The sequence below is a fragment of the Pseudoflavonifractor phocaeensis genome (assembly GCF_016901735.1).
Taxonomy (GTDB): Bacteria; Bacillota; Clostridia; order Oscillospirales; family Oscillospiraceae; genus Pseudoflavonifractor_A.
On record NZ_JACLZC010000049.1, the window covers coordinates 1 to 22,527 of the forward strand.

Genomic DNA, 22,527 nt, shown 5'->3' on the forward strand with positions numbered 1-22,527 from the left:
CCTCCCAAACAGTCCATTTACCTGTTTATCATACCATAATACACCATCGTGCGCAATCATCCCCGCGCCTTGCGTGGAAACGGTTGCTCTTCTTGAGGTACTCCAGCGCCAGGAAGTGGGCGTCGATGAGGTCCTCCACGTGGATGTAGTCGCGGACGCAGGTGCCGTCCTTGGTGGGATAGTCGGTGCCGAAGAGGGAGAGGTGGTCCCGCTTGCCCTGGGCCACGGAGAGGATCATGGGGATGAGGTGGCTCTCGGGGCGGTGATCCTCGCCGATGGAGCCGTCATGCCAGGCGCCGGCCACGTTGAAATAACGCAGGGCGCAGAACTTCAGGCCGTGGGCATGGTCGCACCAGCGGAGCATCTGCTCCACGATGAGCTTGCTCTCGCCGTAGGGGTTGGTGGGATGCTGGGGGTGCTTTTCGTCGATGGGCACATACTCGGGCTCACCGAAGGTGGCGGCGGTGGAGGAGAACACCAGGTAGGGCACCTTGAACTCCAGCATCGTCTCGATGAGGGTCAGGCCGGCGGTGACATTGTTGCGGAAGTACTTCTCGGGGACGGTCATGCTCTCGCCCACCAGGGAGAAGGCGGCGAAATGGATGACGGCTTCGATGGACTCCTTGGTAAAGACCTCGCGGAGGAAATCACGGTCAGCGACGCTGCCCACATAAAGGCGTCCGCCCTTCAGAGCGGCCTTGTGGCCCTTGGACAGATCGTCCACCACGACCACGTCAGCGCCCCGCTCGATGAGCGCGGCCACGCAGTGGGAGCCGATATAGCCGGCGCCGCCAGTAACAAGAATAGCCATAATAAAAACCTCCATTATCCCTCATTGAGGGTGATAAACAAAGCTGGTCATTCAGAACTGCTCCAGGAGGAAGCGGCCCACATGGTTCATGGCGTCAGCCGCTTTCTTGATGGGGAACATCTGGAATACATGCCACATATCCCGCCAAACCTCCAGCCGGCAGAGGACGCCGGAGGAGACCAGGCGGTCTCGCAGGCGGATGGAATCGGAGAGGAGGATCTCGTGGCTGCCCACCTGAATCAGGGTAGGCGGAAAGCCGGAGAGATCGCCGAAAAGGGGAGAGAGCATGGGATCGGTGAGATCCCGGTCGCCGGCGTAGACCTTGCGCACCGCGTGGATATAATTCATGGTAAGGCAGGGGTCCATCTGGGCCCGTTCCTGATAGGAGCGCCCGCTGGCGGTCATGTCGGTCCAGGGGGACATGAGGATCAGAGCACCGGGCAGACGCCGTCCGGCGGCGCGGAGACGGTGACAGAGAACGAGGGCCAGGTTTCCGCCGGCGGAGTCGCCAGCCACCACCACGTCTCTTGCGCCGTAGCCCAGATACATGAGATAATCCCAGGCGCGAAGGGCGTCCTCCACGGCGGCGGGGTAGGGGAATTCGGGGGCCAGGCGGTACTCGAAGGACAGGACCTCAAAGCCGGTCACATGGGACAGCTTGGAGGCCAGGGGGCGGGAATAGTCCAGGTTTCCACTGGTGTATCCGCCGCCGTGGCAGTAGAGAATGGCGCGGCGCCGGTCATGGCCGCGGTTGGGCCGTGCCCATGCGGCGCGCATCCCGTCCAGGGAGAAGGCCTCCCAATTCATGCCGGCCATGGGGGCGATGAGCCGTCCCAGGACCATCTGTCCTTTTCGCTGCCGCTCCAGATCCCCCGGGTCCATGGACTCGGGAGAGGCCGCGGAATGAATGGCCTTCAGGGCGCGCATCATGGGACCGAGGGCGCGTTTCTCCGCCCGCTGGCGGATGGCGAAAGACATGGATGTGTGTGAAAAGGGACGAGGGAGCTGTTTCATGAAGATCCTCCTTGGGTGGCAGCGCTGAGCGTCCAGCGCGGAACAATTCCATGATAGCACAAAGTGGTGAGAAGAGCAACCGTTTCCACGCAAGGCGCGGGGATGATTGCGCACGATGGTGTATTATGGTATGATAAACAGGTAAATGGACTGTTTGGGAGGTGCGCCGGGATGAAAAAGGCCATGGCATGGCTCGGCGGAATCGCGCTGGCTGTTTTTGTGATTGACTGGGGTGTGGTGGGGATAAAGCTGCTGAACGGCGACTATGAGATCAAAACGGGGGCCTATGTGGGCCTTGGCTGCCTGATGGTGCTCTTGCTATGTGCCGTTTACAAACTATACGGCAGCAGGTGTCCCCACTGCGGGAAGATCCGGCGCTCAGGGGGACGCTACTGTGCCTACTGCGGCAAGGAAATCGGGACGTAAGGACCTATAGGGAAGGAAAAACAAGGAGGTGCGATCATGGAAAACATGCTGGGTGTGATCGGCGGGATGGGACCGCTGGCAACGGAGACCTTTTACCGGCTTTTGACGGAGCACACGGCGGCGGCGCGGGATCAGGAGCACATCAACGTACTGATTTTGAGCCATGCGGCCATGCCGGACCGGACGGCGGCGATTTTGTCCGGCGAGATTGAGCCGGTGCGGAAAGCCATGCTGGAGGACGCGCTTTTTCTGCAAAAGAGCGGCTGCGCGGCGCTGGTGGCGACCTGCAATACGGCCCATTATTTTGTGGACCTGATCGCGCCGGAATTGAAGATACCGGTGCTGCATATGGTCAAGGAGACGGCGCGCGAGGCGGTCCAAAAGAGCGGCGGGCAGCCGGTAGGGGTGCTGGCCACAGACGGGACGCTGAAAACAGGGCTCTATCAGCAAGCGCTGGAGGAGGCGGGCGGGACGTACCGCTATCCGCCGGAGGAGATCCAGCGCGTGGTGATGTCGGTCATTTACGACGAGGTAAAGGCGGGACGGCCTACGGACCCGGCCCGCTGGCGGACCATTGAGGAGGCCATGGACGCGCAGGGCTGCGGGCGGCTGATTTTGGGCTGTACGGAGCTGTCCTGCCTGCGGGAGAAGCTGTCGCTGGGGGAGCGGTATATCGACCCGCTGGATGTAGTGGCCCGGAAAGCGGTGGTCTTTATGGGCGGGCGTCTGCGCTGAGGGAGGAAAACCGACAAAAGGACTTGACAACCCACGCGTTCATCCGGTATAATATTTGCTGTTGCAGAACAGAAATGGTTTTGCAGCGGCATGCTGGAATAGCTCAGTCGGTAGAGCAGCTGATTCGTAATCAGCAGGTCGCGTGTTCAAGTCACGTTTCCAGCTCCAAAAATCCCCGTAAACATCTGTTTACGGGGATTTTTTGTGTCCTTTTTCTCACATTATCTTTTAAGACTGATGTACCAGCGCCGCTTTGTTTGCCGCACAATCTTTGGCATACATCAGAAGGCAGACCAGGGCCAGGACCGTTTCCACGATGGGCTGGGCGGCAATAACGCCGTTCAGCTTCCAGAGGCTGTTCAGCAGGATGACGGCGGGAATAAAGAGCACCGCGTTTCTCATCACCGTGATCACAAGGGATTTCAGCGCCGCGCCCAGCGCCTGGAAGTAGCTTGTCACCATATTGATGATGCCGAGCATGGGAGCGGAAAGACCCAGAACCGCGATGAAATGCCCGGCCTCCTCGATGAGTGGCTCATCGTGCAGGAAGATGCCTGCCAGCTGGGTTCCCAGCAGCCAGAAGGCAGCCAGAAACACAGCGCCCAAGAGGATGCCGTACAGGGTGGCGGTGCGCATGATGCGCGACATTCTCTCCCGCTGGCCCGCGCCGAAATAGTATCCCACCAGCGGAGCAACGCCCTGGGAAAGGCCGACCGACAGCATGATGGGAACCATGTCGATTTTGTAGGCGATGCCGTACGCTGCAACCGCGTCGGAGCCGTAAATCCCGATGAAATTGTTAAGAACGATGTTGGAGACACTGAGCAAAACGGTAATCAGCGCGCCGGGGATTCCGATGCTCACCACGCCAAAGACCATTCCCTTGTTCGGGGCAAACTGTCTGGGGGAGAGCTTGATAAGCTGGTTTCCCATGTTTTCCGCGCGGATCATGCAGATAAGGTAATAGACGGTGGAACAGAAAAAGCCAAAGGACGTGGCCAGCGCGGCGCCGGCGGTCCCCCAGCCCCACAGCACGATGAAGATGAAGTCGAACACGATGTTGATGGAGTTGCCCAGGGCCAGACCAATGGTGCTTTCTTTGATAAAGCCGATGGAGCGGAAAAGGTGGACGGCTCCGTTGGAAATAATGATAAACGGGGCGCCAAGGAAAATATACTTGAGATAATCGCAGGTATACGCCATATTTTCCCCATCCGCGCCGGAGAGTTTTGCAATCGGCTGCATGAATATGACTCCGGCCAGCAGAATCACAATTCCGGCAATGGCCATTGCATACATGCAGAAATTCAGGGTCCGGCTCACCCGCTTGTTGTCGTTTTCTCCCAGCAGTCTGGCGATCACGCTGTTTCCGCCCATACCGAAGATGGACGAGATGGACATAATGATCAAAAGAATGGGGGTACACAATGTGACCGCGGCGATCATAGCGGGCTCCTTGGTCAGCGAAACAAAAAAGGTGTCGGCGATATTGTAAATCAGCGTCGTGAGCTGCCCCAGCATGGCGGGCAGTCCCACCCGCATAATTGCTTTCGATACATTTTTTTCTTCAAATACTGTCGTCATTCCATTCCAACCCCCATGTTTTGCTCCTTGCAATCGGAGGTATCATATACTAAAATCAGATACAAGAACCGGACATCTGTCCTGTTTGGGGGGAAAGCATGAAAAAATGTTACGACAAAACACGTATTGAAGCATACTTGAAGAAAACAAGCTATGCAGCCGCCATGCAGGACCTGCTGGAAAGCCTGTTTGTAATACAGTATGAAAAAGAGGAATTCGTCACCTCCCCTCTGAACAACGGGGATCTGTTTCAGATTGTAGTGGAGGGCGCAATCCGTATCTATTACATCCGGGATGATGGCTCCAGTTACTCTCTGGCCAACGGGCAAAAGGACTATCTGCTTGGGGAAATGGCCCTGTTCCAGAGAGAATCGGGCAGCGTTTATGCGCAGGCCTGCGACGATCTAACCTGCCTTGCCCTCTCGATCCGCGAAAATCGGGAGAGGCTGCTGAACAGCTGCCTGTTTTTGCAGCTGGTTTGCGCGTCGCTGACCCAGAAGATGGAGGCCATCACCAGGCTGGACGCCGCCCCGGCTACCCTAAAAGAGCGCGTTCTGACCTATATGAAGTATAAATGCGGAAACGGTACGTTAAAGGGAGTGGAGCAGGCGGCGTTTCGCCTGAACTGCAGCGCCCGTCAGCTGCAGCGCATCCTCCATCAGTATGAGGCGGAGGGAATGGTAAGGAAGCTTGGCAAGGGCGCCTATCAGCTGAATCAGCAGCGGTGGGAGCCGTCGGAATGAGGGCAGCCGGCGGTCTTTGGAAGGACCGGCACCGTATGCTGTGGGTACCCAAGCTGCTTGTGAACGCGGTCTTTTACCAGCCGGACAAATTCAGCCGGGCTCTGGACTTCCAGTACGGGACCGAAGGAGAGGACGCGGATCAGAAGCTCGGTTTCGTCGTTCTGGTCATACCGGAGCTTGATCTGATAAAGGCGTTCGTCCAGCTTTCGGGTCTCTTTTTCAAAATGGGAGAAGTGCAGGAGGACGCGTTCCAGACCGTTGCGCTCGTCGTGGAGCAGGAGGGTGAGCTCGGCCGTATGTGGACGGAAGGAGGGGACGGTGTCGGGGTCATACTGCTCCAACAATTCACAGGAGCGCATCCGGGCCATATTGATGGTATAGAGCCGGCCTTTTTGCCAGACCAGCAGCCGGAATTTATCGTCCTTTGGGGAGTATTCCAGCCGGTAGGGGATATATGCAGCGGAATGGCGGACGCCGGTTTTGCCCTGGAAGCGGATGCGCAGCTTCCGTTTTTCCTCCATGGCCTTCCGCACGGTGCGAAAGCAGGCGATATAGTCCGGGTCTGTATAGGGGTCGCCGTCGGCGTACTGGTCAAAGAAACGGAAGGTGTCGGGCGGATAGAGCGGTTCCACCGTCTCCAGGCCGGTGGCGTCCGGTTCAAACAGCGCCATTCTGGGGTCGGAGAGCAGGGCCTTCATCCAGCGCTTTTGGAGGAGGGTCAGCGGCATGGTGGGTCTGTGTTTGAGGACGGAGCGGAGCTGGTCGTCCAGCAGCGGCCACGTTCCGGACCGTAAGGCGCCTGGAATGGAGAGGGCGCTTTCGGCAAAAGCCTTCTCCTGGACGATGGCGGTCAGCCTGCCCGGCGAGAGAGAAGCGCCGCAGGCCTCTGTCAGCACGGCGGCGACAACGCGGAAATAGCTGCCGTAAATCTCACTGAACAGCATGGGATTCACCTCCATATAGGGCCTCCATACGCTGAAGATCGTCATAAAACCGCTGGACCACGGCCTGGTTGCTGCATTTCAGGTCGACGATACGTCCAATGAAGGTGCGCAGCCAGGGCAGCAGCTCAGAGGCATTGCAGACGTCGGCGGAAAATTGATAGGTGTGGTCATCCAGACGCTCCACGCTGCCGTGGCGCTTTTCACGATAAAGACGCTGGATGATAAACTCCTCGCCTGGGTCACAGCGGACGGTCATCTCGATATGCTCCAAGCAGGCCCCTGAACCGGCGGCGACCCCCCAAAGATGGGCGTCCAGCTGTTTTTGCAGGGCAAGATAGGTCTCATAGTGGTCCTCCCGCTCCAGGACCTTGACTTGCCGGATGGCGTCGATCCGGAAGAAGGCGATACATTTGCTCCGGTAATGGTAGCCCAGCAGGTACTGACGGCCGGTTTGGGTGCTGATGTAGATTTTTAAGGGGCAGACAGTCCGCTGGTAGTTCCGTCCGCTGCGCAGACCGGTGATGGAGAGCTCTGTCCTGCGGCGTTCCCCGATGGCGGCTGTGAGGGCGCAGAGGATATCGCTGTCCAAGGCATGGAGGATATAGTGGTGTTTGAAGCGAAAGCGGTCAGAGGGCCTTTCCAGCCGGTCGATCAGGAAGGAGCCTACCACGCCCAACGGGTTTTCCTCCGAGAAGAAGGCCAGGGCGTCCGCCCAGGTGTCCAGCGCTGGGGAAGGCTCGTCGGTCCTTTGGTAGAGGACCTCACGGCCGCGCTTTTCGGCGCGGAGCAGGCCCAGAGACGTATATTCCTTCAGCTTTTTGCGGACGGTGGACTCATCCGGAGAGAGGGTGCCGCTGAAGCGGGAGAGATATTCCCTATAAATTCCATCCACGATCGCGCTGGCGGTCAGCGCGCTGCCGTCGGCCAGCAGGTCCGTGATGTAGAAATGGAGGGTAATATCCTTGTCGGTAAAGCTTTTGGCCTTAAAGGCTTTATAGAGCGGATTTTGCGGGATACGTCTGCTGTCCACCGAAAGGAATACATTCTTACCGGAGGCGTCCTGGCGGAAGGACATGTAGTCGCCCAGCCAGCTCTCCAGCCTTCTCCGCTCGTTGTCGTAGCTGCGGGCGCTTTGGATGCGGTATTCCTCCCGGCTCTGAAAGCCGTAGACGTAAAACGCGCGCATATAGCTGCGGATGCGCTCGAAATTTTTGATGAGTTCACGATATGCCATCCAATCCACCTCCGCACCGGAATTTGAGGCTATTTTATCACAAAGAGCTGCCCGAGAAAAGAATCGCGGTGGGACAGTTCAAAGTGCGCCCATCAGTTCGCAACTTTTTTTCCATGATTTTCCGCCGCCGGAGCGGTATCCTTGACACATGAAAAGCGCAAACAGCAAATCACTCTGACAGGCAGTCACTTTGAAAGGCACATGCGCTTTGAAAAAGGCACATACAGCAAACCGATTGCGCAATGGAATTGCAGCTCAGTGGTTGGAGTGAATCCGACTTTATAAATGTGCCTTGTCTGATGAAATTTCCGGGGGAGGAGGGGCATTATGCTTGAATTTCTGAAAAAAAGGGCGGACAAGACCCGTACCGAAAACGGGGCCGTTACATATTTATCCACCCAATCCGCGTGTCTGGATCTGTTTGCCTCCATCGGTGCGCTGCGCAGCGCGCGCGATGAGGAGATCACCGGGCGTTTCCTCTGTGCCTATGCCGAAAACGCGGACCTGGCCATGAAGATCCTCTTTTTCGCCAGAGATATTCGCGGGGGACTGGGGGAGCGGCGGGTTTTCCGCAGCGTACTTAAGTGGCTGGCCGCCCATGAGCCCCAGTCTCTGGAGAAGAACATGGGATATATTGCGGAGTACGGCCGCTATGACGATCTGCTGTCCTTGCTGGATACCCCCTGTGAGGAAGAGGCGCTGGGGCAGATCAGCCGTCAGCTGGCGGCGGATATGGAGGCGCTGGCATCCGGCGGTTCGGTGTCCCTTCTGGGCAAATGGCTGCCCTCGGTCAACGCCTCCAACAGTGACACGATCCGTCAGGCCAAGCGCATCGCGCGGGCCCTTGGGATGAACGATGCCTGCTACCGAAAAACGCTCAGCGCCCTGCGGAGAAGAATCGGCATCATTGAGAACAACCTGCGGGAAAAGGACTACACGTTTGATTATGAAAAGCAGCCCTCCAGGGCCATGCTTAAATATCAAAAGGCGTTTATCAGAAATGACGGGGAGCGCTATACCGCTTTTATGCGGCAGGTCGCTTTCGGCCACAAGCAGCTCCACACCGGAGCCCTGACGCCCTATGATATCATCCATTCCCTTTTGACGGAGAACAGCCTCTCACCCCAGGAGCGTATGGCCATCGACACGACCTGGCGGGCGCAGGAGGACTTCACCGGGAGTGAAAATGCGCTGGTGGTCATTGACGGTTCCGCTTCCATGTATGTCGGAACATCGCCGCTCCCCGCCGCTGTGGCGTTGTCCCTGGGTATTTACTATGCCGAGCGGAACACCGGCGCATTTCACAATCATTTCATCACCTTTTCGCAGCATCCCCGTTTGGTGGAGATCAACGGCAGAGATATCTGTGAAAAGGTACGGTATTGCCGCCGGTTCAACGAGGTGGCCAATACGAACCTTCAGCGTGTGTTTGATCTGATTCTGGAGACGGCCCGAGAAAATCATATTCCGCAAAAGGACATGCCCGCCAAGCTGTATATCATCTCTGATATGGAGTTTGACTGCTGCGTCTCAGACGGGGCGCTGACCAACTACGAGTATGCGCGGCGGCGCTTTGCGGAGGCCGGATACCGGATGCCCGAGACCGTGTTCTGGAATGTAGCCAGCCGAAACCGGCAGCATCCCGTAACCGTCAACGATACGGGGGTGACGCTGGTCTCCGGCTGCAATCCCCGAATTTTTTCCATGCTGAAGGAAGGACTGTTCTCGCCCTATGCCTTTATGATGCAGGTGCTCAATTCCGAGCGCTATGCCAGGATCGCGGCATAGCGCCTGGGACGGGGCGCGGGTGACGTTTGAATCCAAGGAGTTTGCCATGGTTACGGTACATGGATGACATCGTTGACCAGAGCGGTCCCACTGGGGAGATTGCTGTGCATATCCGCCCGGTTTATAATTTCAAGGCGACGGAATAATGGAAGCCGCATCCCTTGAAAACAGAAAAAAGAGGACGCATTGCCTGTATAAAACAGACGATGCGTCCTTTTTTCTTATTTATCGTGGGGGCGGAAGGCGCGTTTTTACCAGAGTTCTGAGAGGGATCAGATGCTCGGCAGAATCAGCAGCTGCAGGTTATCCGAGGAGACAAAGAGATCCATCAAAATTCCGTCTTTTTCGTTGAGGTAATAGTAGGAAATGCCGTCGCTAAAGTTCTCGCTGCTCTGGAAAGTAAAGCCGTTTTCTTTTAGATAGTCCACGTACCTGTCATACTGGTCGGCATTATAATCGTAGACATAGTAGGCGCAGCAGTCATGGTAGCCGGTGGAGGCGTTGCCCTCCTCGTCATAGGAGAGGAGGCAAGAGGCGCCGGTGACGGTTTGATAGGTGTTCACCAGAGAGTAATAATAGCTGGAGCCATCAAAGGGGCTGAAAGAACGGGAGGATTCCTTAATATACCACTCCTGAAATTCATTGACGGAATAGTTTTTATCCATACTCAACTGCTCTAACATGGAGGGTTTGATGGCCAAATTAAGATTTTCGCCCTCAGAATAGCTGTAAGTACTGATGCCGACCACATCGCCGTAAGAATTTACCACGGGGCCGCCGCTGTTGCCGTGGGAGATGGCAGCGTCCATCTGGATACAATCGATCGGGCCGACGGTACGGGAAGTAGAGGATACGGTACCTTCGGTAAAGGAGCCGGTGAGGGTCCCCAGAGCGGAGCCGACGGCATAGACCTTTTCACCAGTGCGGGCTTCGTCGTCGCTGAAGGAGAGATAAGGATTGTTGGTAATGTCAATTTTCAAAATAGCCAGATCATAGACGGGGCTGAAATCGACGACCTTGTCCACGTCATAGGAGCCGCTATCCTGGGTTTGTACGCTTATGGAAGCGCCCATATCAATCACATGGTAGTTGGTCAAAATGGTACCCTGATCGTCGATAAAAAAGCCGGTGCCGGCGTTTTCATGTCCGTTGATTGTGTCGACGGTTACGGTGACCGTCCGCTCCTGCACATAGGAGGCCAGATCCGCGCTGTCCATTTCGATCCGGGTCCACTGGGCGGTAACGGTCATATCTTCCATAACATTGGAAAAATCCTTGTCCCACTCGAGAGAGTAGCCGTCATATTGTACCACAGGAGCCGAGGCGGATGTTCCCTTTGGCACCGTCTGGACGGCTTCGCCGCTGACGATTTGCCCGCCGTTGGGGTCGAAGATAACCGTATAGGACTTTCGGCAGCCAGCCAGCGGCAGGAGTAACAGGGAAAGCAGGACAACAAATATGCCTTTCTTCATAATCGCCCCTCCTAAATGGTAAAAAAACAACATGTTTATACGTGTATTATAAAAGTTTTTTATTCAGAAATCAAGATATAAACCGTATTTTCCTCCATTTTTTCGTTTTGCAAAACAATATATCGGGGTTAAACGGGATGGAAAGGAGGCGAGGCTGTGTGATCTCATCACGGTACGGCGCGCCTCTTCTGTGGTAGCATAGAGGCATCAAGAATCAGGGAGGCACTTTATGCGTGGAGAACGGAAACGGCGCAAAGCCGTGGTGAATCAGGGCGTCTGTGTGGCGTGCGGCTGCTGTGTGAAGGTCTGTCCGGTGGGGGCCATCGGCATTGTCCGGGGCGTTGCGGCCCGGGTGGACCGGGAGAAGTGCGTGGGCTGCGGCAAATGCGCCAAGGAGTGCCCGGCCAGCGTCATTTCGATTCGGGAGGAGGACGAGGGATGAAAAAGCGCTGGTATGATTATCTGTGGATCGCATCGCTTCTCTATCTTATTCTGGGCTTTTTCAATATCCTGTTTGCGTGGCTGGGGCTGCTGTGCTTTTTCATCCCCCTCCTCCTTTCGACGGCCGGCGGGACAAAGAGCTACTGCAACCGATACTGCGGCCGGGGCCAGCTCTTCGCGCTGCTGGGCGGGCGCTTTTGGCTGTCCAGGCGGAAGGATATTCCGGGCTGGATGAAGAGCAAAGCCTTTCGATATGGCTTTCTGGTCTTTTTCTTCGTCATGTTTTTCCTGATGCTGTGGAATACCTGGCTGGTCTTTGCCGGGGCCCGGGATCTGCGGCAGGTGGTCACCCTGCTGTGGACGTTTCAGCTCCCCTGGCACTGGGCCTATCACGGTACCCTCTTTCATCCCGGCGTGGCCCAGTTTGCCTTTGGCTTTTACAGCGTCATGCTCACCTCCACCGTCCTGGGATTGGTCACCATGGCGCTCTTTAAGCCCCGCAGCTGGTGTGTTTACTGTCCCATGGGCACCATGACCCAGCTGATCTGCAAGGCCAAAGCCGGACAGAAGCCCTGAGCGGAAGGTCAGAGCCCATCCCGCAGCCCCTCCAGCTTTGCCGCGTCCAGGATCTCCACCATACCCCGGGACAGCTTCACCATGCCCTCGCTTTGAAAATAGCGCAGCATTCTGGTCATGACCTCCCGGTGGGAGCCCAGGTGGTTGGCAATGGTCTCATGGGTGAGCTTCAGCTGACGGGTCCCTTCGATGGCCGTTTCTTCCAGCAGGAAGGCGGCCAGGCGTTTATCCAGGCTTTTCCACATGATCTGCTCCATCAGCCACATGACCTCCGAAAACCGGCTGGCCATCAGCTCGCTGGTATAGTTGGCCACCGGCGCGGACTCGGCCATAACGCTCTGGTAGGCCTCCACCGGGATGATCCAGAGCGCGGTCTCCTTTTCCGCCTCGATGGTGACCTCAAACTGGATGGAGCGCAGGATGCAGGCGGCGGAGAACAGGCATAGGTCCCTGTCAAACAGGCGGTAGATGGTGATTTCCCGGCCCTCGTCCGAGAGGATATAGGCCCGGAGCTGCCCGGTCTTTACCAGGAGAAGCCCGGTGCAGTCCAGGCTGCCGCTGTGGAGCACCGCGCCTTTCTGCACCGTTCGGAAAACGAGGCGGCTTGTGATCTGATTTTGCTGGCGGGGATCGAGCTTGTCCCAGATGGGAAAATAATCCTGAAAGGTCATTCCGCAGCCCTCCTTATGGTGTTTTCAGTATAGTTGACACGGCTTTTCCTGTCAATCGCTGGGGGCGCGGGGGGCTGCGGCGGCTTTGTGACTTCATCACAGAAAAAGGGCGGACGTTGGGGTATACTAAGGTCAAACAAAGGAAAGGAGCTGACCGATATGGCGGCTATTGATATGAACAAGGAACAACTCCGGAAAGCGATGGAGGGGGACAAGCCCGTCCTGGTGGACTTCTGGGCGCCCTGGTGCGGCTACTGCCGCCGGCTGGGCCCGGCCTACGAGAAGATTGCCGAGGAGTACGGAGACCGGCTTGTGGCGGTCAAGGTGAACATCGACGAGGAAGAACAGCTTGCCCGGAGCGAGGGCGTGGAGCTGATCCCCACCCTGATTCTGTACAAGGGGGGAAAGGCCGTGGATTCCGTGGTAAATCCCGGCTCCAAGGCGGCCATGGACCAATTCCTCCAGGCGGCTTTGGACTCCTAAACGGAAGGTAAGGAGGGGACATCCATGGGTGAGCTCCATGTCTATGATATGATTGTGGTGGGCGGCGGACCCGGCGGCTATACGGCGGCCCTCTATGCCGCCCGGGCGGGGTTGGATACCCTGGTTTTGGAAAAACTTTCGGCAGGGGGACAGATGGCCCTGACGGAGGAGATCGACAACTATCCCGGCTATGAGGCGGGAATCGACGGCTTCACGCTGGGGGAGAAGATGCAGCGGCAGGCGGAGCGGTTCGGCGCAAAGACCGCGTACGCCCAGGTGGAGCGCATGGACCTCACGGCGTCGCCCAAGGTGCTGGAGACCAGCGAAAGCATATTTTACGCCCGAACGGTGGTGCTGGCCACCGGCGCGGACCCCCGTAAGCTGGGGCTTGCCGAAGAGGAGGCTCTGACCGGGCGCGGCGTGGCCTATTGCGCCGCCTGCGACGGGATGCGCTACAAGGGAAAGACGGTGGTGGTGGTGGGCGGCGGCAATTCCGCGGCCGCCGACGCGCTGATCCTGAGCCGCATCGCGGAGAAGGTGATCCTGGTCCACCGGCGGGATACCCTGCGGGCCACCAAGGTCTACCACGCGCCGCTGATGCAGGCGGGAAACATCGAATTCCGCTGGAACAGCACCGTCACGGCGCTGCTCCACGGGGACAAGGTGACCGGCGTACGGCTGAAGGACGTAACGACCGGCGCGGAGACGGAACTCTCCTGTGACGGTGTTTTCATCAGCGTGGGCCGGAAGCCCGCCACGGAGCTGGTCCGGGGACAGCTGGAGCTGGACCGGAGCGGCTACATTATGGCGGATGAGACCACCAAGACCAACCTGCCCGGCGTCTATGCCGTGGGCGATGTGCGGACAAAGCCGCTGCGCCAGGTGGTGACGGCGGTGGCCGACGGGGCCACGGCGGTCCACATGGCGGAGGAATATCTGGCGGGAGGGGTCTGACAGGCAGGGCCGCCGCGGACAAGAACAAGACCGGCGTCTTTTGGCAGAATCGGAGCCAAAAGACGCCGGTTTTTTAGAGTGTGCCGGACTGGATGCGCTGCCTGAGCCTGTTGACGTTTGCCTCAATAGCGGCAATGGTACGGAGAAAGACGGCGTCATCCCGTCCCGCCGGGTCCTCCACCCCCCAATCCTCCCGGTAACGGCAGGGGAGTGCGGGGCACTGACGTTGCAGCCCATGGTCACCACGATGTCCACCGGCGGGAGGTCGGTCAGCCGCTTGCTGTGCTGGGGCTGCTCCATATCAATACCGTAAAGGGCTTTCATCAGCCGCACGGCGTCCGGATGGATGCGGGGGACGGCTTCCGTCCCGGCGTAGCGCAGGCGGTCCCGCCGGGTCAGGTGGGGGCGGTGATGTCCACGCTTCCGGCCGAGAGGGCAAAGCGCTCCACATAGCGTTCCATGTGCAGCCTGTCGATCATTGTTCCGCCGGCCACGGCAATCACCAGTCCCAGAATCACATAGATCACCGCCACCCGGACGCCAAAAATGCTCATCAGCAGCACCAGACTGCCCAAATCCACCATAGGCGAGGAGATCAAAAAGGAGAAGGTCACGCCCAGCGGCAGCCCTGCGCTGCTGAAGCCGATGAACAGAGGAATGGAGGAGCAGGAGCAAAAGGGCGTTACCGTCCCCAGCAAAGCGGCGATGAGATTGGTGCTGATGCCGTGGAAGCGGCCCAGAATTCGTTTGCTGCGCTCCGGCGGGAAGTAGCTCTGTACATAGGAGACGGCAAAGATCAGCACACAGATCAAAACCGCGATTTTCAAAACGTCATACAGAAAAAAGTGGATGCTGCCGCCCACCTGTCCCTCCACGTCAAGCCCCAGGGCGGACAGCACCATGCCGATGAGGTCGCTGAGCCACCGCATCCCCGGCACCTGATCCTGGATGAAGTACCAAACACCCATAAGAAAACCTCGCTTTCCGGTGTCATCATACCAAAAAATTTTGATGTATTCTCCCGAATAGAACCGCCATCCGGAACAGATGGCGGTTATTTGCCGCAAAGGGCACAGCCGGCTTCCGACGGAGCCTGGGGTGTGGTCAGCTCCCGCAGAAGCCGAACGGCATAGTCGCTGCCGGAGGGGTCCAGGCGATAGTAGGTCCATTTTCCCTCCGGGCGGCTGGCGACGATGCCCGATTCGCAGAGGATCTTCATGTGATAGGAGAGGCCGGATTGGGTGAGCTCCAGCGCGTCCAGCAGTACGCAGGCGCACTTTTCGCCGCTTCTCAGCTGCTCCAGAACGGAAAGCCGCTTGGGGTCGCACAGGGCCTTGAATACCTTGGCCTGGGCCTGATGGGACGTATCCATACCTTCACCTCACATCAAAATTTTTTGATGTAATGAGTATATACAATGACAGGCGTTTTGCCAATCCCCGATTTCGCCGCATTGTCAGGTCTTGCGGTTCGTGGTATGATAGGACCGCAGGTACACGCCGGCGGACCTTAGCCGGCGGGAGCGGTCCGCCGTCAGCGGAGCAAGCGATCAGGAAGGAGGGCGCGTATGGCGGTCACGCGCGTATGGATATCCCGGGACAGCCGGAGAAAAAGCCGGTATGCGCTGCGCACGTTGGGAGGGATCTTCGGCATCGCGGTGCTGGCGATGGCGCTGACCATAGGCGGAACGGTGCTGGGCCTTTCCATGGGCTGGCCCATGGAGTGGGTTTCCGTGCTCTTGTGCGTGGGGGTCACCGCTCTGGTGCTGGTGCTGGCCGTGGGCGTGGGGCGGCGCTCCACAGGGGACGCCACCGTCTTTTTTCTGACGGAGGAGGACCGGCTGTTTGTCATGGACGTCCGCCAGCGGACCGGCGGGGGCTGGCTGGGATATTCTCATGCTGTCCAGGCAATGAGAACCCAACGCTTTCTGCGGCAGCTGACCCAGTCGCCGGAGAGGCTTTCCGGCGGGGACGAGATTTTACAGGTAGAGGGGATCAAGGAACGCCGGAGGGATTATGCCCTGCGCTGTCGGGTCGGCCGCCCTGGCGGGTGGACGGTTTCCGCCACCTATTTTTTGACAAAGGAAATGGAGGACCGGGAGGAGTTGCTCCGCCAGCTGGAGCGGCGGGAAGGGTGGAACGGCAGTCCGGAGCTCGTGGAAAACCGAAAACCCGCCTATATCCTTCTAAGTATTCTGGCTTTCTGCCTGTTCTGCGCCCTGTCTATATGCAGCCATCCGGCGGTGGGGTTGCTGCCGGGGCGCATCTATGGTCCGTGTCTGGGCGCGGCCTTTGGGGCGGTGTGCTGCGGGGTCTGGTTTGGGCTTCGGCAGCACCGGGGCCCGTGATTTTTCTTTCGTTGAGGAGGAGAGGAAGGGCGAGACGCCGGACGCTGCAAGCCGCAGATCACCCTGGCAAAGCGTCGCATCCAGGCCTTTACCATCGCCGCTGCCCTCATTGCGCGGGAGCTGGAACGGAGCGGGCAATCATAAGAAGGCCCGGAGCCTCTGAACGGTAAGAAGCTCCGGGCTGATTTTGTCTTGACAGGGAATCAGAGGTGGGTTTGACCCCTGGCGGCCGAGAAGGGGCAGCGCTTGCCGATGCACTGGCTGTTATGGGTACTGTAAGAGCAGACGGGAACGATCCGCGTCAGCTCCACCCCCAGGTGGGCCCGGACAAAGTCCACGGCGGCGAGGATGGCGAGAAAGGAGTCCCGTTTGCAGCAGCGCGGACCGCCCGCTCTGCCGATGCTGTCCAGGGCCCGGGCGGTCATTTGATTGCTCAGGCCCCAGGGCGTCCGGGCCAGAGGGGTGGACGCCGTGGCGATGGCCAAAAACTGTCCAGCGCTGATCCCGGCGCCGCAGGCGCCCCAAAAACCGCAGGCGCCCCCCGGGACGGCTTTGCCCCGGCTGTACATTTCACAAAGCGCATTCTCCAGATCCAGGGGACCGCCCGCATTTTTGTAGGCGGTGAGCAGCGCCGCGCCCACCATCACATGGTGCTCCGGGCCGTGCATATGACAAAAGGGTAAATCCATCATCCTTCGGACAATGGCCACGGGGTCGGTGGAGGTCTCGGAGAGGCAAAGGCCGAAGATGCTGTCCATGCCCTGGGTGTGGCAGTCGCTGCACACATAGTGGCCCTTTACACAGCGGGTCTTGCTGGGCTCCTGCTTGTGGCAGATCGCGCACTCCATGACCGTATCCTGGAGCAGATATTCCAGCGGCTCTTTACAAATCAGACATTCTTCCATAGCTGCCTCCCGTTTCACACGTCCTAATGTTCTGGATGACCGGCCCCCATAAAACGCCGCTTAGTCGCCGGACGACCGCTTGCGCCCGGGAAATATTGTTTCGACCGGAGGCAGCGGAGGTTGGGAACGGTACACCCGCCTGCCGGCATAGGCGGCATTTAAGGCCTGCTCGCTGAGCCTGGCGGATATGTACTGTTTTTGCGGCGCGCTGAGCGTATCCACGTCCACCCACTGATCGCCCACCTTGACATAGGCGGCGGAATGGAAGGTCCAGCCCTGAGGGGTCGTCAGCGTTATCATATCTGCGGTCCTCCTTTTCACATGGCTGCATCAGCCTATGTGTGCGGCGGCTTGTCCTATGTTTGGCTCCGATGTTACGCTGCCGCCCTTCCGGCCTCTTGTTTTCCGCAATTGCATTGTGGGGAGCGGTTCGATATAATAAAGTATATAATACGCACGTTCCAAATGCCACAGTAAAATGAAAGGGAGGCCGGCCGCCATGGAAAATGAGAACGGCGTGTGGGTTATGAGAGGACTCGACTGGGACGACCCTTCCCGCATCCGCAGCTGGCCGGCGCTGATCCGCCGGGTCGACGAGATTGGGTTTCTGCCGTTGTTCCGGAACGAGATCCGCGGTTTTTCCGTTGAGGAGCATACCGCCGCCAGCGGCTGGTGGTCCGGCGACCCGGAGCAGGACCCTTGGGAGTGGCGGCAGAGCATCGCCCGGGACGGCCGGGTGGCCTATGGTAAATTTTTTGACAAAAAGGCCGGGTTTATCTCAAAGGCCTGGTTTCCGCACTTTGCCAACTGGCGGCGGGACGGCTATGACTTTGACAGCCGCTGGGAGGAGGGGCTGGCCAGCCAGCGCCAAAGGAAGGTGATGGAACAGTTCGACGGTCAGGAAGCGCTTGCGTCCTTTGCGCTCAAACGCCTGGCCGGGTTTGGCAAGGAAGGCGAAAAAAATTTTGAAGGCACGGTGACCCAGCTCCAGATGGGCGGATACCTGCTCATCCGGGACTTCCGGCGGCGGCGCAGCAAAAAGGGGCAGCCTTACGGATGGCCCATCTCGGTCTACGCCACGCCTGAGGCTCTGTGGGGCTATGACCATATCGCCTCCGCTTACCCGGTGGAGCCGGCGCGGTCGGGGGAGCTGATTTACCGTCAGGTACGCGGACATTTCCCGGCGGCTACGGAGACCGCGCTCCAGCGGGTGCTGGGATGGAGCGGCTAAGGGTTTGACGCGGAAGAAAGGAAAAATGTTATGCGTATTCTCATGCTGGGCAACAGCTTTACCTTTTATAACGATATGCCCCAAACGCTGGCCCGGCTGACCGGCGGGGAGGTGGTGCAGCATACCCGGGGCGGGGCGCGGCTGTCCGAACATCTGAACCCCGGGACCAGGCTGGGCGCCCAAACCCAGGCGGCGCTGCGCCAGGAACGCTGGGACTATGTGGTGCTCCAGGAGATGAGCCATGGGCCCATTACCTCTCCCCAACGCTTTTTTGCCAGTGTGGCGGAGCTTTGCCATCAGATTCGGGCAAATGGGGCGGTCCCCATTCTCTACGCCACCTGGGCATATGAAAAAAACGGCGCGCGGCTCAGGGCCAAGGGCTGGGACTATGACGAGATGGCCCGCGGACTGCGGGCGGCCTACCAAAAAGCAGCGCTGGAAAATGACGCGCGCGTGGCCCATGTGGGCTGGCGGTTTTACCAGTTGTCCCAGACGCAGGACCTTTACGCCGCCGACGGCGTCCACCCCAACGAGACTGGCTCCCGCATTGCGGCCCAGACCATTGCGGCGGTCATTCAGGCACAGGAGGAGAACCAACCATGATTCGAGACATCTGCAAGGACGAGGCCCTTCTTTCCAGGAAGGCGGAGACCGCCGTACCGGAGGACGCCGCGGTTGCCGCCGATTTGCTGGAGACGCTGGCGCACCATAAGGATGGATGCGTGGGCATGGCGGCCAACATGATCGGCGTGAACAAGCGCATCATTGCCTTTGACAATGATGGGACGTATATGGTCATGTTCAATCCGGAGATCGTCAAGAAAACCGGGCCATACGATGCGGTGGAGGGGTGCCTTTCTCTCGCCGGCACCCGGCCGGCCAAGCGGTGGCGGTCCATTAAGGTGCGCTGGCAGAACGAGAAGTTCCAGGAGCGCATCAAAACCTTTACCGGCTGGACGGCCCAGATCATCCAGCACGAGATGGACCACTGCGAGGGGATTCTCATATGAAAAAATGCAGAATTACCGTCATGCGCATGACGCGGTACGAGGATTTGATGGCGCAATATGAAAACCCCATCGCCCACGCCTGCGACATGGAGGTGGGACAGATTTTTATTGCCAACGGCTGGGAGAAGCCGGAGGGCTTTTGCCAGAGCGCCTGGGATACCCTCTCACCCTTTGTACTGGCGCTGAGCCACGGCGGAGAGAATTTTTACGACGGCTGGATGCAGAATCCCAGATCCGCCATGCTTTCCTGCAACGATGGCTTTCGTCCGGTGAGCTTTTTGGTGGAAGCGCTGGACGAGGACGCCGTGTGAGGAGGGGAGAACCATGTTTGAAAACAAAATTGCCGTGGTTACCGGCGGAGCCAGGGGCATCGGCAGGGCCATTGCGGAGGAATTCCGCCGGTCCGGGGCCCGGGTCTGCGTCATTGACCTGCGTTCCAATGACTACTTTGTGGGGGACCTGTCCGAGCAGGCCGTTTTGGAGGCCTTTGCCCATAAAGTCATCGCCGACTACGGCCATGTGGACTATCTCATCAACAACGCCCTTCCCCTGATGAAGGGCATCGATCAGTGCAGCTACGAGGAATTCAACTATGCCCTGCGGGTGGGGGTCACCGCGCCTTTTTACCTGACCAAGCTGTTTGCGCCTTACTTTGCACCCGGAGCGGCCATTGTGAACATTTCCTCCTCCCGGGACCGGATGAGCCAGCCCCAGACCGAGAGCTATACGGCGGCCAAGGGCGGCATTTCCGCCCTGACCCACGCGCTGGCGGTAAGTCTGGCCGGGAAAGTGCGGGTCAACTCCATCTCACCCGGCTGGATCGACACCGACTGCGCCGTCTATGAAGGGCCGGACGCCGACCAGCACCCTGCCCGGCCGGGTGGGAAATCCCATGGACATCGCCCATATGGCGCTCTATCTCTGTTCGGACAAGGCGGGCTTTCTGACGGGGGAGAATATCTGTATCGACGGCGGCATGACCCGCCAGATGATTTATCACAACGACTTTGGCTGGAAGCTGCAGGGGAGGGACTGTCCGTGAAAACCGCCATCTGCTATTACTCCCGCCACCACGGGAACACCCGGAAGGTGGCGGAGGCCATGGCCGGCGAGGGGGAGGCGGACCTGATCGACGTCACCGCCCGCCGCATGGTCCGGCTGGAGGGGTATGACCTCATCGGCTTTGCTTCGGGCATCTATTATGGGAAGTTCCATGAGAGCGTGCTCCGGTTTGCCCGGCAGTATCTGCCCCAGGGGAAGCCGGTGTTTTTCGTCTGTACCTACGGCGGCGCCAAAGGCGGCGGTCCGCGGGACGTGGCGGAGCTTGCCCGGGAGCGGAGCTGCCCAGTGCTGGGCGTGTTTGGCTGCAAGGGCTATGACACCTTCGGTCCGTTTCGCCTGGTGGGCGGGATCGCCAAGGGACACCCGAACGCCCGGGATCTGGAAAATGCCCGCGGCTTTTTCCAAAGCCTCAAAAAGACGTATGACAGCGAGGAAACGCGATGAAACTTGCCATTCTTTCCGATACGCACGGCCTGCTGCGGCCGGAGGTCGTGGAGCGCCTGAAAACCGCCGACGCCATCCTCCACGGCGGCGACATCAACAAAAAGAGCACCTTGGACGAGCTGCGTCAGTACGCCCCGCTTTACGTTGTCCGGGGCAACAACGACAAGGCGTGGGCGGAGGACCTTCCCCATGACCTTACCGTTACCCTGGGCGGCGTGACCTTTTATATGGTCCACAAGCAAAAGGAGGCGCCGGAGGACCTTTCCGGCGTGGACGTGGTGGTATTTGGCCATTCCCACAAATATGTACGGTGGGAAAAAGACGGGCTGCTCTGGCTCAATCCGGGTTCCTGCGGTCCCCGGCGTCCCAACCGGGAGATCACCATGATGATGGCGGAGGTTTCGGACGGAACCATTCAGGTGGAGAAAGTCGCCATTCCCCATCCGGAAGGGTGAAGCGCCTTTCCGCGCATTGACGCTCTGGACCGGCGGGTATACAATGGAGAAAAAACAAGGAGGGATCTTTTATGGAAGAAGTCTATCAATTTCTGAAAGCCTGCGGCACCTACTATCTGGCCACCATGGAGGGAGAACAGCCCCGGGTGCGTCCCTTCGGTACGGTGGACCTGTTCAACGGGCAGCTGACCATCCAGACCGGCCGGAAAAAGGAGGTCGCCCAGCAAATGCTGCGCAGCCCCAAGGTGGAGCTGTGCGCCTTTGACGGCGAACGCTGGCTGCGTCTGGCGGCCACGGCGGTGGAGGTACGGGAAGTAGCCGCCCAGGCGCACATGCTGGACGCCTACCCCAATCTTCGCGCCATGTATGCCCCTGGCGACGGCAACACCATAATCTTTGCCCTGACGGACGCCACGGCCACCTTCTCTTCCTTTACCGAAGCCAGCCGCACCGTTACCTTCTGACGTTGGTATTATATTTTTTGTTTTCCGGAACTTAGGAAGCATGTGCCGATACCGCTGTTCTGGGGCGGCACCTCCGGGAGGATTTTGCCGGCCCGGTAATGGTGAGACATATACTCTTGGGATGTTTGGTTAAAAAATCCGGTATATTCGGCCATATCTGACTGGGAGTCAGGAGTTTCCCAAAGTTAAAGATACCACATCAATCCCACGCGGACTTTTGCTCAACCGATACAGCCGGAGGGCTGGATAACAAGAAAAGGCGGTATGCGCCCCGTGGAGGGGTAGCGTACCGCCTTTTCTTGTGGGGGTTTCCAAAGGGGGCAACGCCCCCATTTGGCACACGACTTTGCGAAGCAAAGTGTAGTGTGTTATACGCTCTGCCGGCGTTGCCGTGAAAATGCCGTTGCCGCCGGGGAGGGCAAGGGCATTTGAAGCGGCAGGAAAACAGGGCTGTGCTTGCGTGGCGTGGAGCCGCAAGCGCAGGTCTGGACTCATCAGCAGACAGGGCGTATATGAAAGCCCCCGTCCCTCGTCCTACGCTCCGACTTGTGGACAAAGTGTCCCGAAGTTGTGGCCACACTCCCGGAAAAGTAGCAGGACAGCGGGCAACCGTCAAGGCTGAAATGGAGACCCCAGAAAATTCTGTGTAATCGACAGGAATCGATAGGTTAAGGTTTCCTGACAAAGTCAAGAATATGATCAAGATATTTACGATAAAGGAGTCAGGAAGCTA

At 58.6% G+C, this 22,527-nt stretch carries 25 protein-coding genes, 1 tRNA gene and 3 pseudogenes; 18 read left to right on the plus strand and 11 right to left on the minus strand.

Features of this window, described 5'->3' with window-relative positions; translation table 11 throughout:
• Positions 1-85: 85 nt before the first annotated feature.
• Together galE and H7U37_RS10675 are read right to left on the minus strand one after the other, a co-directional pair.
• Positions 86-811, minus strand: a pseudogene (galE, locus tag H7U37_RS10670) (UDP-glucose 4-epimerase GalE); the annotation flags it as partial.
• Positions 812-862: 51 nt separating this feature from the next.
• Positions 863-1,825 carry an alpha/beta hydrolase gene (locus H7U37_RS10675; RefSeq protein ID WP_204875591.1) on the minus strand — a complete coding sequence of 321 codons (963 nt, stop codon included), beginning with the start codon at positions 1,823-1,825 and terminating at the stop codon, positions 863-865.
• Positions 1,826-1,996: 171 nt separating this feature from the next.
• Between H7U37_RS10675 and H7U37_RS10680 the strand changes: the two genes are divergently transcribed.
• The 3 genes from H7U37_RS10680 (at position 1,997) to H7U37_RS10690 (ending at position 3,154) form a co-directional block, all read left to right on the plus strand.
• Positions 1,997-2,251: a zinc ribbon domain-containing protein gene (locus H7U37_RS10680; protein ID WP_204875592.1), complete on the plus strand. Its 255-nt coding sequence runs from the start codon at positions 1,997-1,999 to the stop codon at positions 2,249-2,251.
• Between the two features lie 36 nt (positions 2,252-2,287).
• Positions 2,288-2,986 (plus strand): cysteate racemase, encoded by a 699-nt coding sequence (gene cuyB, locus H7U37_RS10685; RefSeq protein WP_204875593.1) that lies wholly within the window; start codon positions 2,288-2,290, stop codon positions 2,984-2,986.
• Positions 2,987-3,078: 92 nt separating this feature from the next.
• Positions 3,079-3,154, plus strand: a tRNA-Thr gene (locus H7U37_RS10690).
• A 60-nt stretch (positions 3,155-3,214) separates the two neighbouring features.
• Here the strand turns inward: H7U37_RS10690 and H7U37_RS10695 are convergent.
• Positions 3,215-4,570: an MATE family efflux transporter gene (locus H7U37_RS10695; protein WP_204875594.1), complete on the minus strand. Its 1,356-nt coding sequence runs from the start codon at positions 4,568-4,570 to the stop codon at positions 3,215-3,217.
• A 137-nt stretch (positions 4,571-4,707) separates the two neighbouring features.
• Between H7U37_RS10695 and H7U37_RS10700 the strand changes: the two genes are divergently transcribed.
• Positions 4,708-5,313: a Crp/Fnr family transcriptional regulator gene (locus H7U37_RS10700; protein ID WP_204875595.1), complete on the plus strand. Its 606-nt coding sequence runs from the start codon at positions 4,708-4,710 to the stop codon at positions 5,311-5,313.
• On the opposite strand, the gene H7U37_RS10705 is transcribed toward H7U37_RS10700, so the two are convergent.
• Complete coding sequence (locus tag H7U37_RS10705) at positions 5,286-6,272, minus strand: WYL domain-containing protein (protein ID WP_243414301.1); 987 nt, start codon at positions 6,270-6,272, stop codon at positions 5,286-5,288. The two genes, H7U37_RS10700 and H7U37_RS10705, sit on opposite strands and share 28 nt — an antisense overlap.
• Complete coding sequence (locus H7U37_RS10710; protein WP_204875596.1) at positions 6,244-7,491, minus strand: WYL domain-containing protein; 1,248 nt, start codon at positions 7,489-7,491, stop codon at positions 6,244-6,246. Before H7U37_RS10710 ends, H7U37_RS10705 begins: the two co-directional genes overlap by 29 nt.
• A 327-nt stretch (positions 7,492-7,818) precedes the next feature.
• Between H7U37_RS10710 and H7U37_RS10715 the strand changes: the two genes are divergently transcribed.
• Positions 7,819-9,279: a DUF2828 family protein gene (locus H7U37_RS10715; RefSeq protein WP_204875597.1), complete on the plus strand. Its 1,461-nt coding sequence runs from the start codon at positions 7,819-7,821 to the stop codon at positions 9,277-9,279.
• A 272-nt stretch (positions 9,280-9,551) separates the two neighbouring features.
• On the opposite strand, the gene H7U37_RS10720 is transcribed toward H7U37_RS10715, so the two are convergent.
• Positions 9,552-10,751 carry a trypsin-like peptidase domain-containing protein gene (locus H7U37_RS10720; RefSeq protein WP_204875598.1) on the minus strand — a complete coding sequence of 400 codons (1,200 nt, stop codon included), beginning with the start codon at positions 10,749-10,751 and terminating at the stop codon, positions 9,552-9,554.
• 229 nt (positions 10,752-10,980) lie between these two features.
• On the opposite strand from H7U37_RS10720, the gene H7U37_RS10725 reads away from it, so the two are divergent.
• Together H7U37_RS10725 and H7U37_RS10730 are read left to right on the plus strand one after the other, a co-directional pair.
• Positions 10,981-11,193, plus strand: coding sequence for an ATP-binding protein (locus H7U37_RS10725; protein WP_204875599.1), 213 nt, complete (start codon positions 10,981-10,983; stop codon positions 11,191-11,193).
• Positions 11,190-11,768 carry a 4Fe-4S binding protein gene (locus H7U37_RS10730; protein ID WP_204875600.1) on the plus strand — a complete coding sequence of 193 codons (579 nt, stop codon included), beginning with the start codon at positions 11,190-11,192 and terminating at the stop codon, positions 11,766-11,768. The genes H7U37_RS10725 and H7U37_RS10730 overlap by 4 nt, the downstream gene beginning before the upstream one ends.
• 8 nt (positions 11,769-11,776) lie before the next feature.
• Here the strand turns inward: H7U37_RS10730 and H7U37_RS10735 are convergent, their stop codons facing one another.
• Positions 11,777-12,439, minus strand: a complete 663-nt coding sequence (locus H7U37_RS10735; RefSeq protein WP_204875601.1) for a Crp/Fnr family transcriptional regulator — start codon at positions 12,437-12,439, stop codon at positions 11,777-11,779.
• A 159-nt stretch (positions 12,440-12,598) separates the two neighbouring features.
• Here H7U37_RS10735 and H7U37_RS10740 point away from each other — a divergent pair, with 159 nt between their 5' ends.
• Both H7U37_RS10740 and trxB read left to right on the plus strand, forming a co-directional pair.
• Positions 12,599-12,922: a thioredoxin family protein gene (locus tag H7U37_RS10740; protein ID WP_204875602.1), complete on the plus strand. Its 324-nt coding sequence runs from the start codon at positions 12,599-12,601 to the stop codon at positions 12,920-12,922.
• 24 nt (positions 12,923-12,946) lie between these two features.
• A complete protein-coding gene (gene trxB / locus H7U37_RS10745) occupies positions 12,947-13,876 on the plus strand; it encodes a thioredoxin-disulfide reductase (protein ID WP_204875603.1) in 930 nt (309 codons plus the stop codon).
• Positions 13,877-14,230: 354 nt separating this feature from the next.
• Here the strand turns inward: trxB and H7U37_RS10750 are convergent.
• A pseudogene (locus H7U37_RS10750) lies at positions 14,231-14,844 on the minus strand (permease); the annotation flags it as partial.
• An 86-nt stretch (positions 14,845-14,930) separates the two neighbouring features.
• Positions 14,931-15,248 carry an ArsR/SmtB family transcription factor gene (locus tag H7U37_RS10755; protein ID WP_204875604.1) on the minus strand — a complete coding sequence of 106 codons (318 nt, stop codon included), beginning with the start codon at positions 15,246-15,248 and terminating at the stop codon, positions 14,931-14,933.
• Between the two features lie 195 nt (positions 15,249-15,443).
• Here H7U37_RS10755 and H7U37_RS10760 point away from each other — a divergent pair, with 195 nt between their 5' ends.
• On the plus strand, positions 15,444-16,223 hold the full coding sequence (locus H7U37_RS10760; RefSeq protein ID WP_204875605.1) for a hypothetical protein: 780 nt from the start codon (positions 15,444-15,446) through the stop codon (positions 16,221-16,223).
• A 203-nt stretch (positions 16,224-16,426) separates the two neighbouring features.
• On the opposite strand, the gene H7U37_RS10765 is transcribed toward H7U37_RS10760, so the two are convergent.
• Positions 16,427-17,128: a DUF5714 domain-containing protein gene (locus H7U37_RS10765; protein WP_204875606.1), complete on the minus strand. Its 702-nt coding sequence runs from the start codon at positions 17,126-17,128 to the stop codon at positions 16,427-16,429.
• Positions 17,129-17,188: 60 nt separating this feature from the next.
• Entirely contained in the window at positions 17,189-17,428 is a 240-nt protein-coding gene (locus tag H7U37_RS10770) for a hypothetical protein (protein ID WP_204875607.1), read from the minus strand.
• Between the two features lie 199 nt (positions 17,429-17,627).
• Here H7U37_RS10770 and H7U37_RS10775 point away from each other — a divergent pair, with 199 nt between their 5' ends.
• The 8 genes and pseudogenes from H7U37_RS10775 (at position 17,628) to H7U37_RS10810 (ending at position 21,794) form a co-directional block, all read left to right on the plus strand.
• Entirely contained in the window at positions 17,628-18,359 is a 732-nt protein-coding gene (locus tag H7U37_RS10775) for an AlkZ-related protein (protein ID WP_204875608.1), read from the plus strand.
• A gap of 30 nt (positions 18,360-18,389) precedes the next feature.
• The gene (locus H7U37_RS10780) at positions 18,390-18,962 is read left to right on the plus strand and encodes an SGNH/GDSL hydrolase family protein (protein WP_204875609.1); all 573 of its coding nucleotides are present in this window, start codon (positions 18,390-18,392) and stop codon (positions 18,960-18,962) included.
• Positions 18,959-19,369, plus strand: coding sequence for a peptide deformylase (locus tag H7U37_RS10785; RefSeq protein ID WP_204875610.1), 411 nt, complete (start codon positions 18,959-18,961; stop codon positions 19,367-19,369). The genes H7U37_RS10780 and H7U37_RS10785 overlap by 4 nt, the downstream gene beginning before the upstream one ends.
• Positions 19,366-19,680, plus strand: a complete 315-nt coding sequence (locus H7U37_RS10790) for a TIGR04076 family protein (protein ID WP_204875611.1) — start codon at positions 19,366-19,368, stop codon at positions 19,678-19,680. Before H7U37_RS10785 ends, H7U37_RS10790 begins: the two co-directional genes overlap by 4 nt.
• A 13-nt stretch (positions 19,681-19,693) precedes the next feature.
• A pseudogene (locus H7U37_RS10795) lies at positions 19,694-20,411 on the plus strand (SDR family oxidoreductase).
• A complete protein-coding gene (locus H7U37_RS10800) occupies positions 20,408-20,875 on the plus strand; it encodes a flavodoxin domain-containing protein (protein ID WP_204875612.1) in 468 nt (155 codons plus the stop codon). The pseudogene H7U37_RS10795 and the gene H7U37_RS10800 overlap by 4 nt, the downstream one beginning before the upstream one ends.
• Positions 20,872-21,330 carry a metallophosphoesterase family protein gene (locus H7U37_RS10805; protein WP_204875613.1) on the plus strand — a complete coding sequence of 153 codons (459 nt, stop codon included), beginning with the start codon at positions 20,872-20,874 and terminating at the stop codon, positions 21,328-21,330. The genes H7U37_RS10800 and H7U37_RS10805 overlap by 4 nt, the downstream gene beginning before the upstream one ends.
• Before the next feature lie 71 nt (positions 21,331-21,401).
• Positions 21,402-21,794, plus strand: a complete 393-nt coding sequence (locus tag H7U37_RS10810; RefSeq protein WP_204875614.1) for a pyridoxamine 5'-phosphate oxidase family protein — start codon at positions 21,402-21,404, stop codon at positions 21,792-21,794.
• Positions 21,795-22,527: the final 733 nt, after the last annotated feature.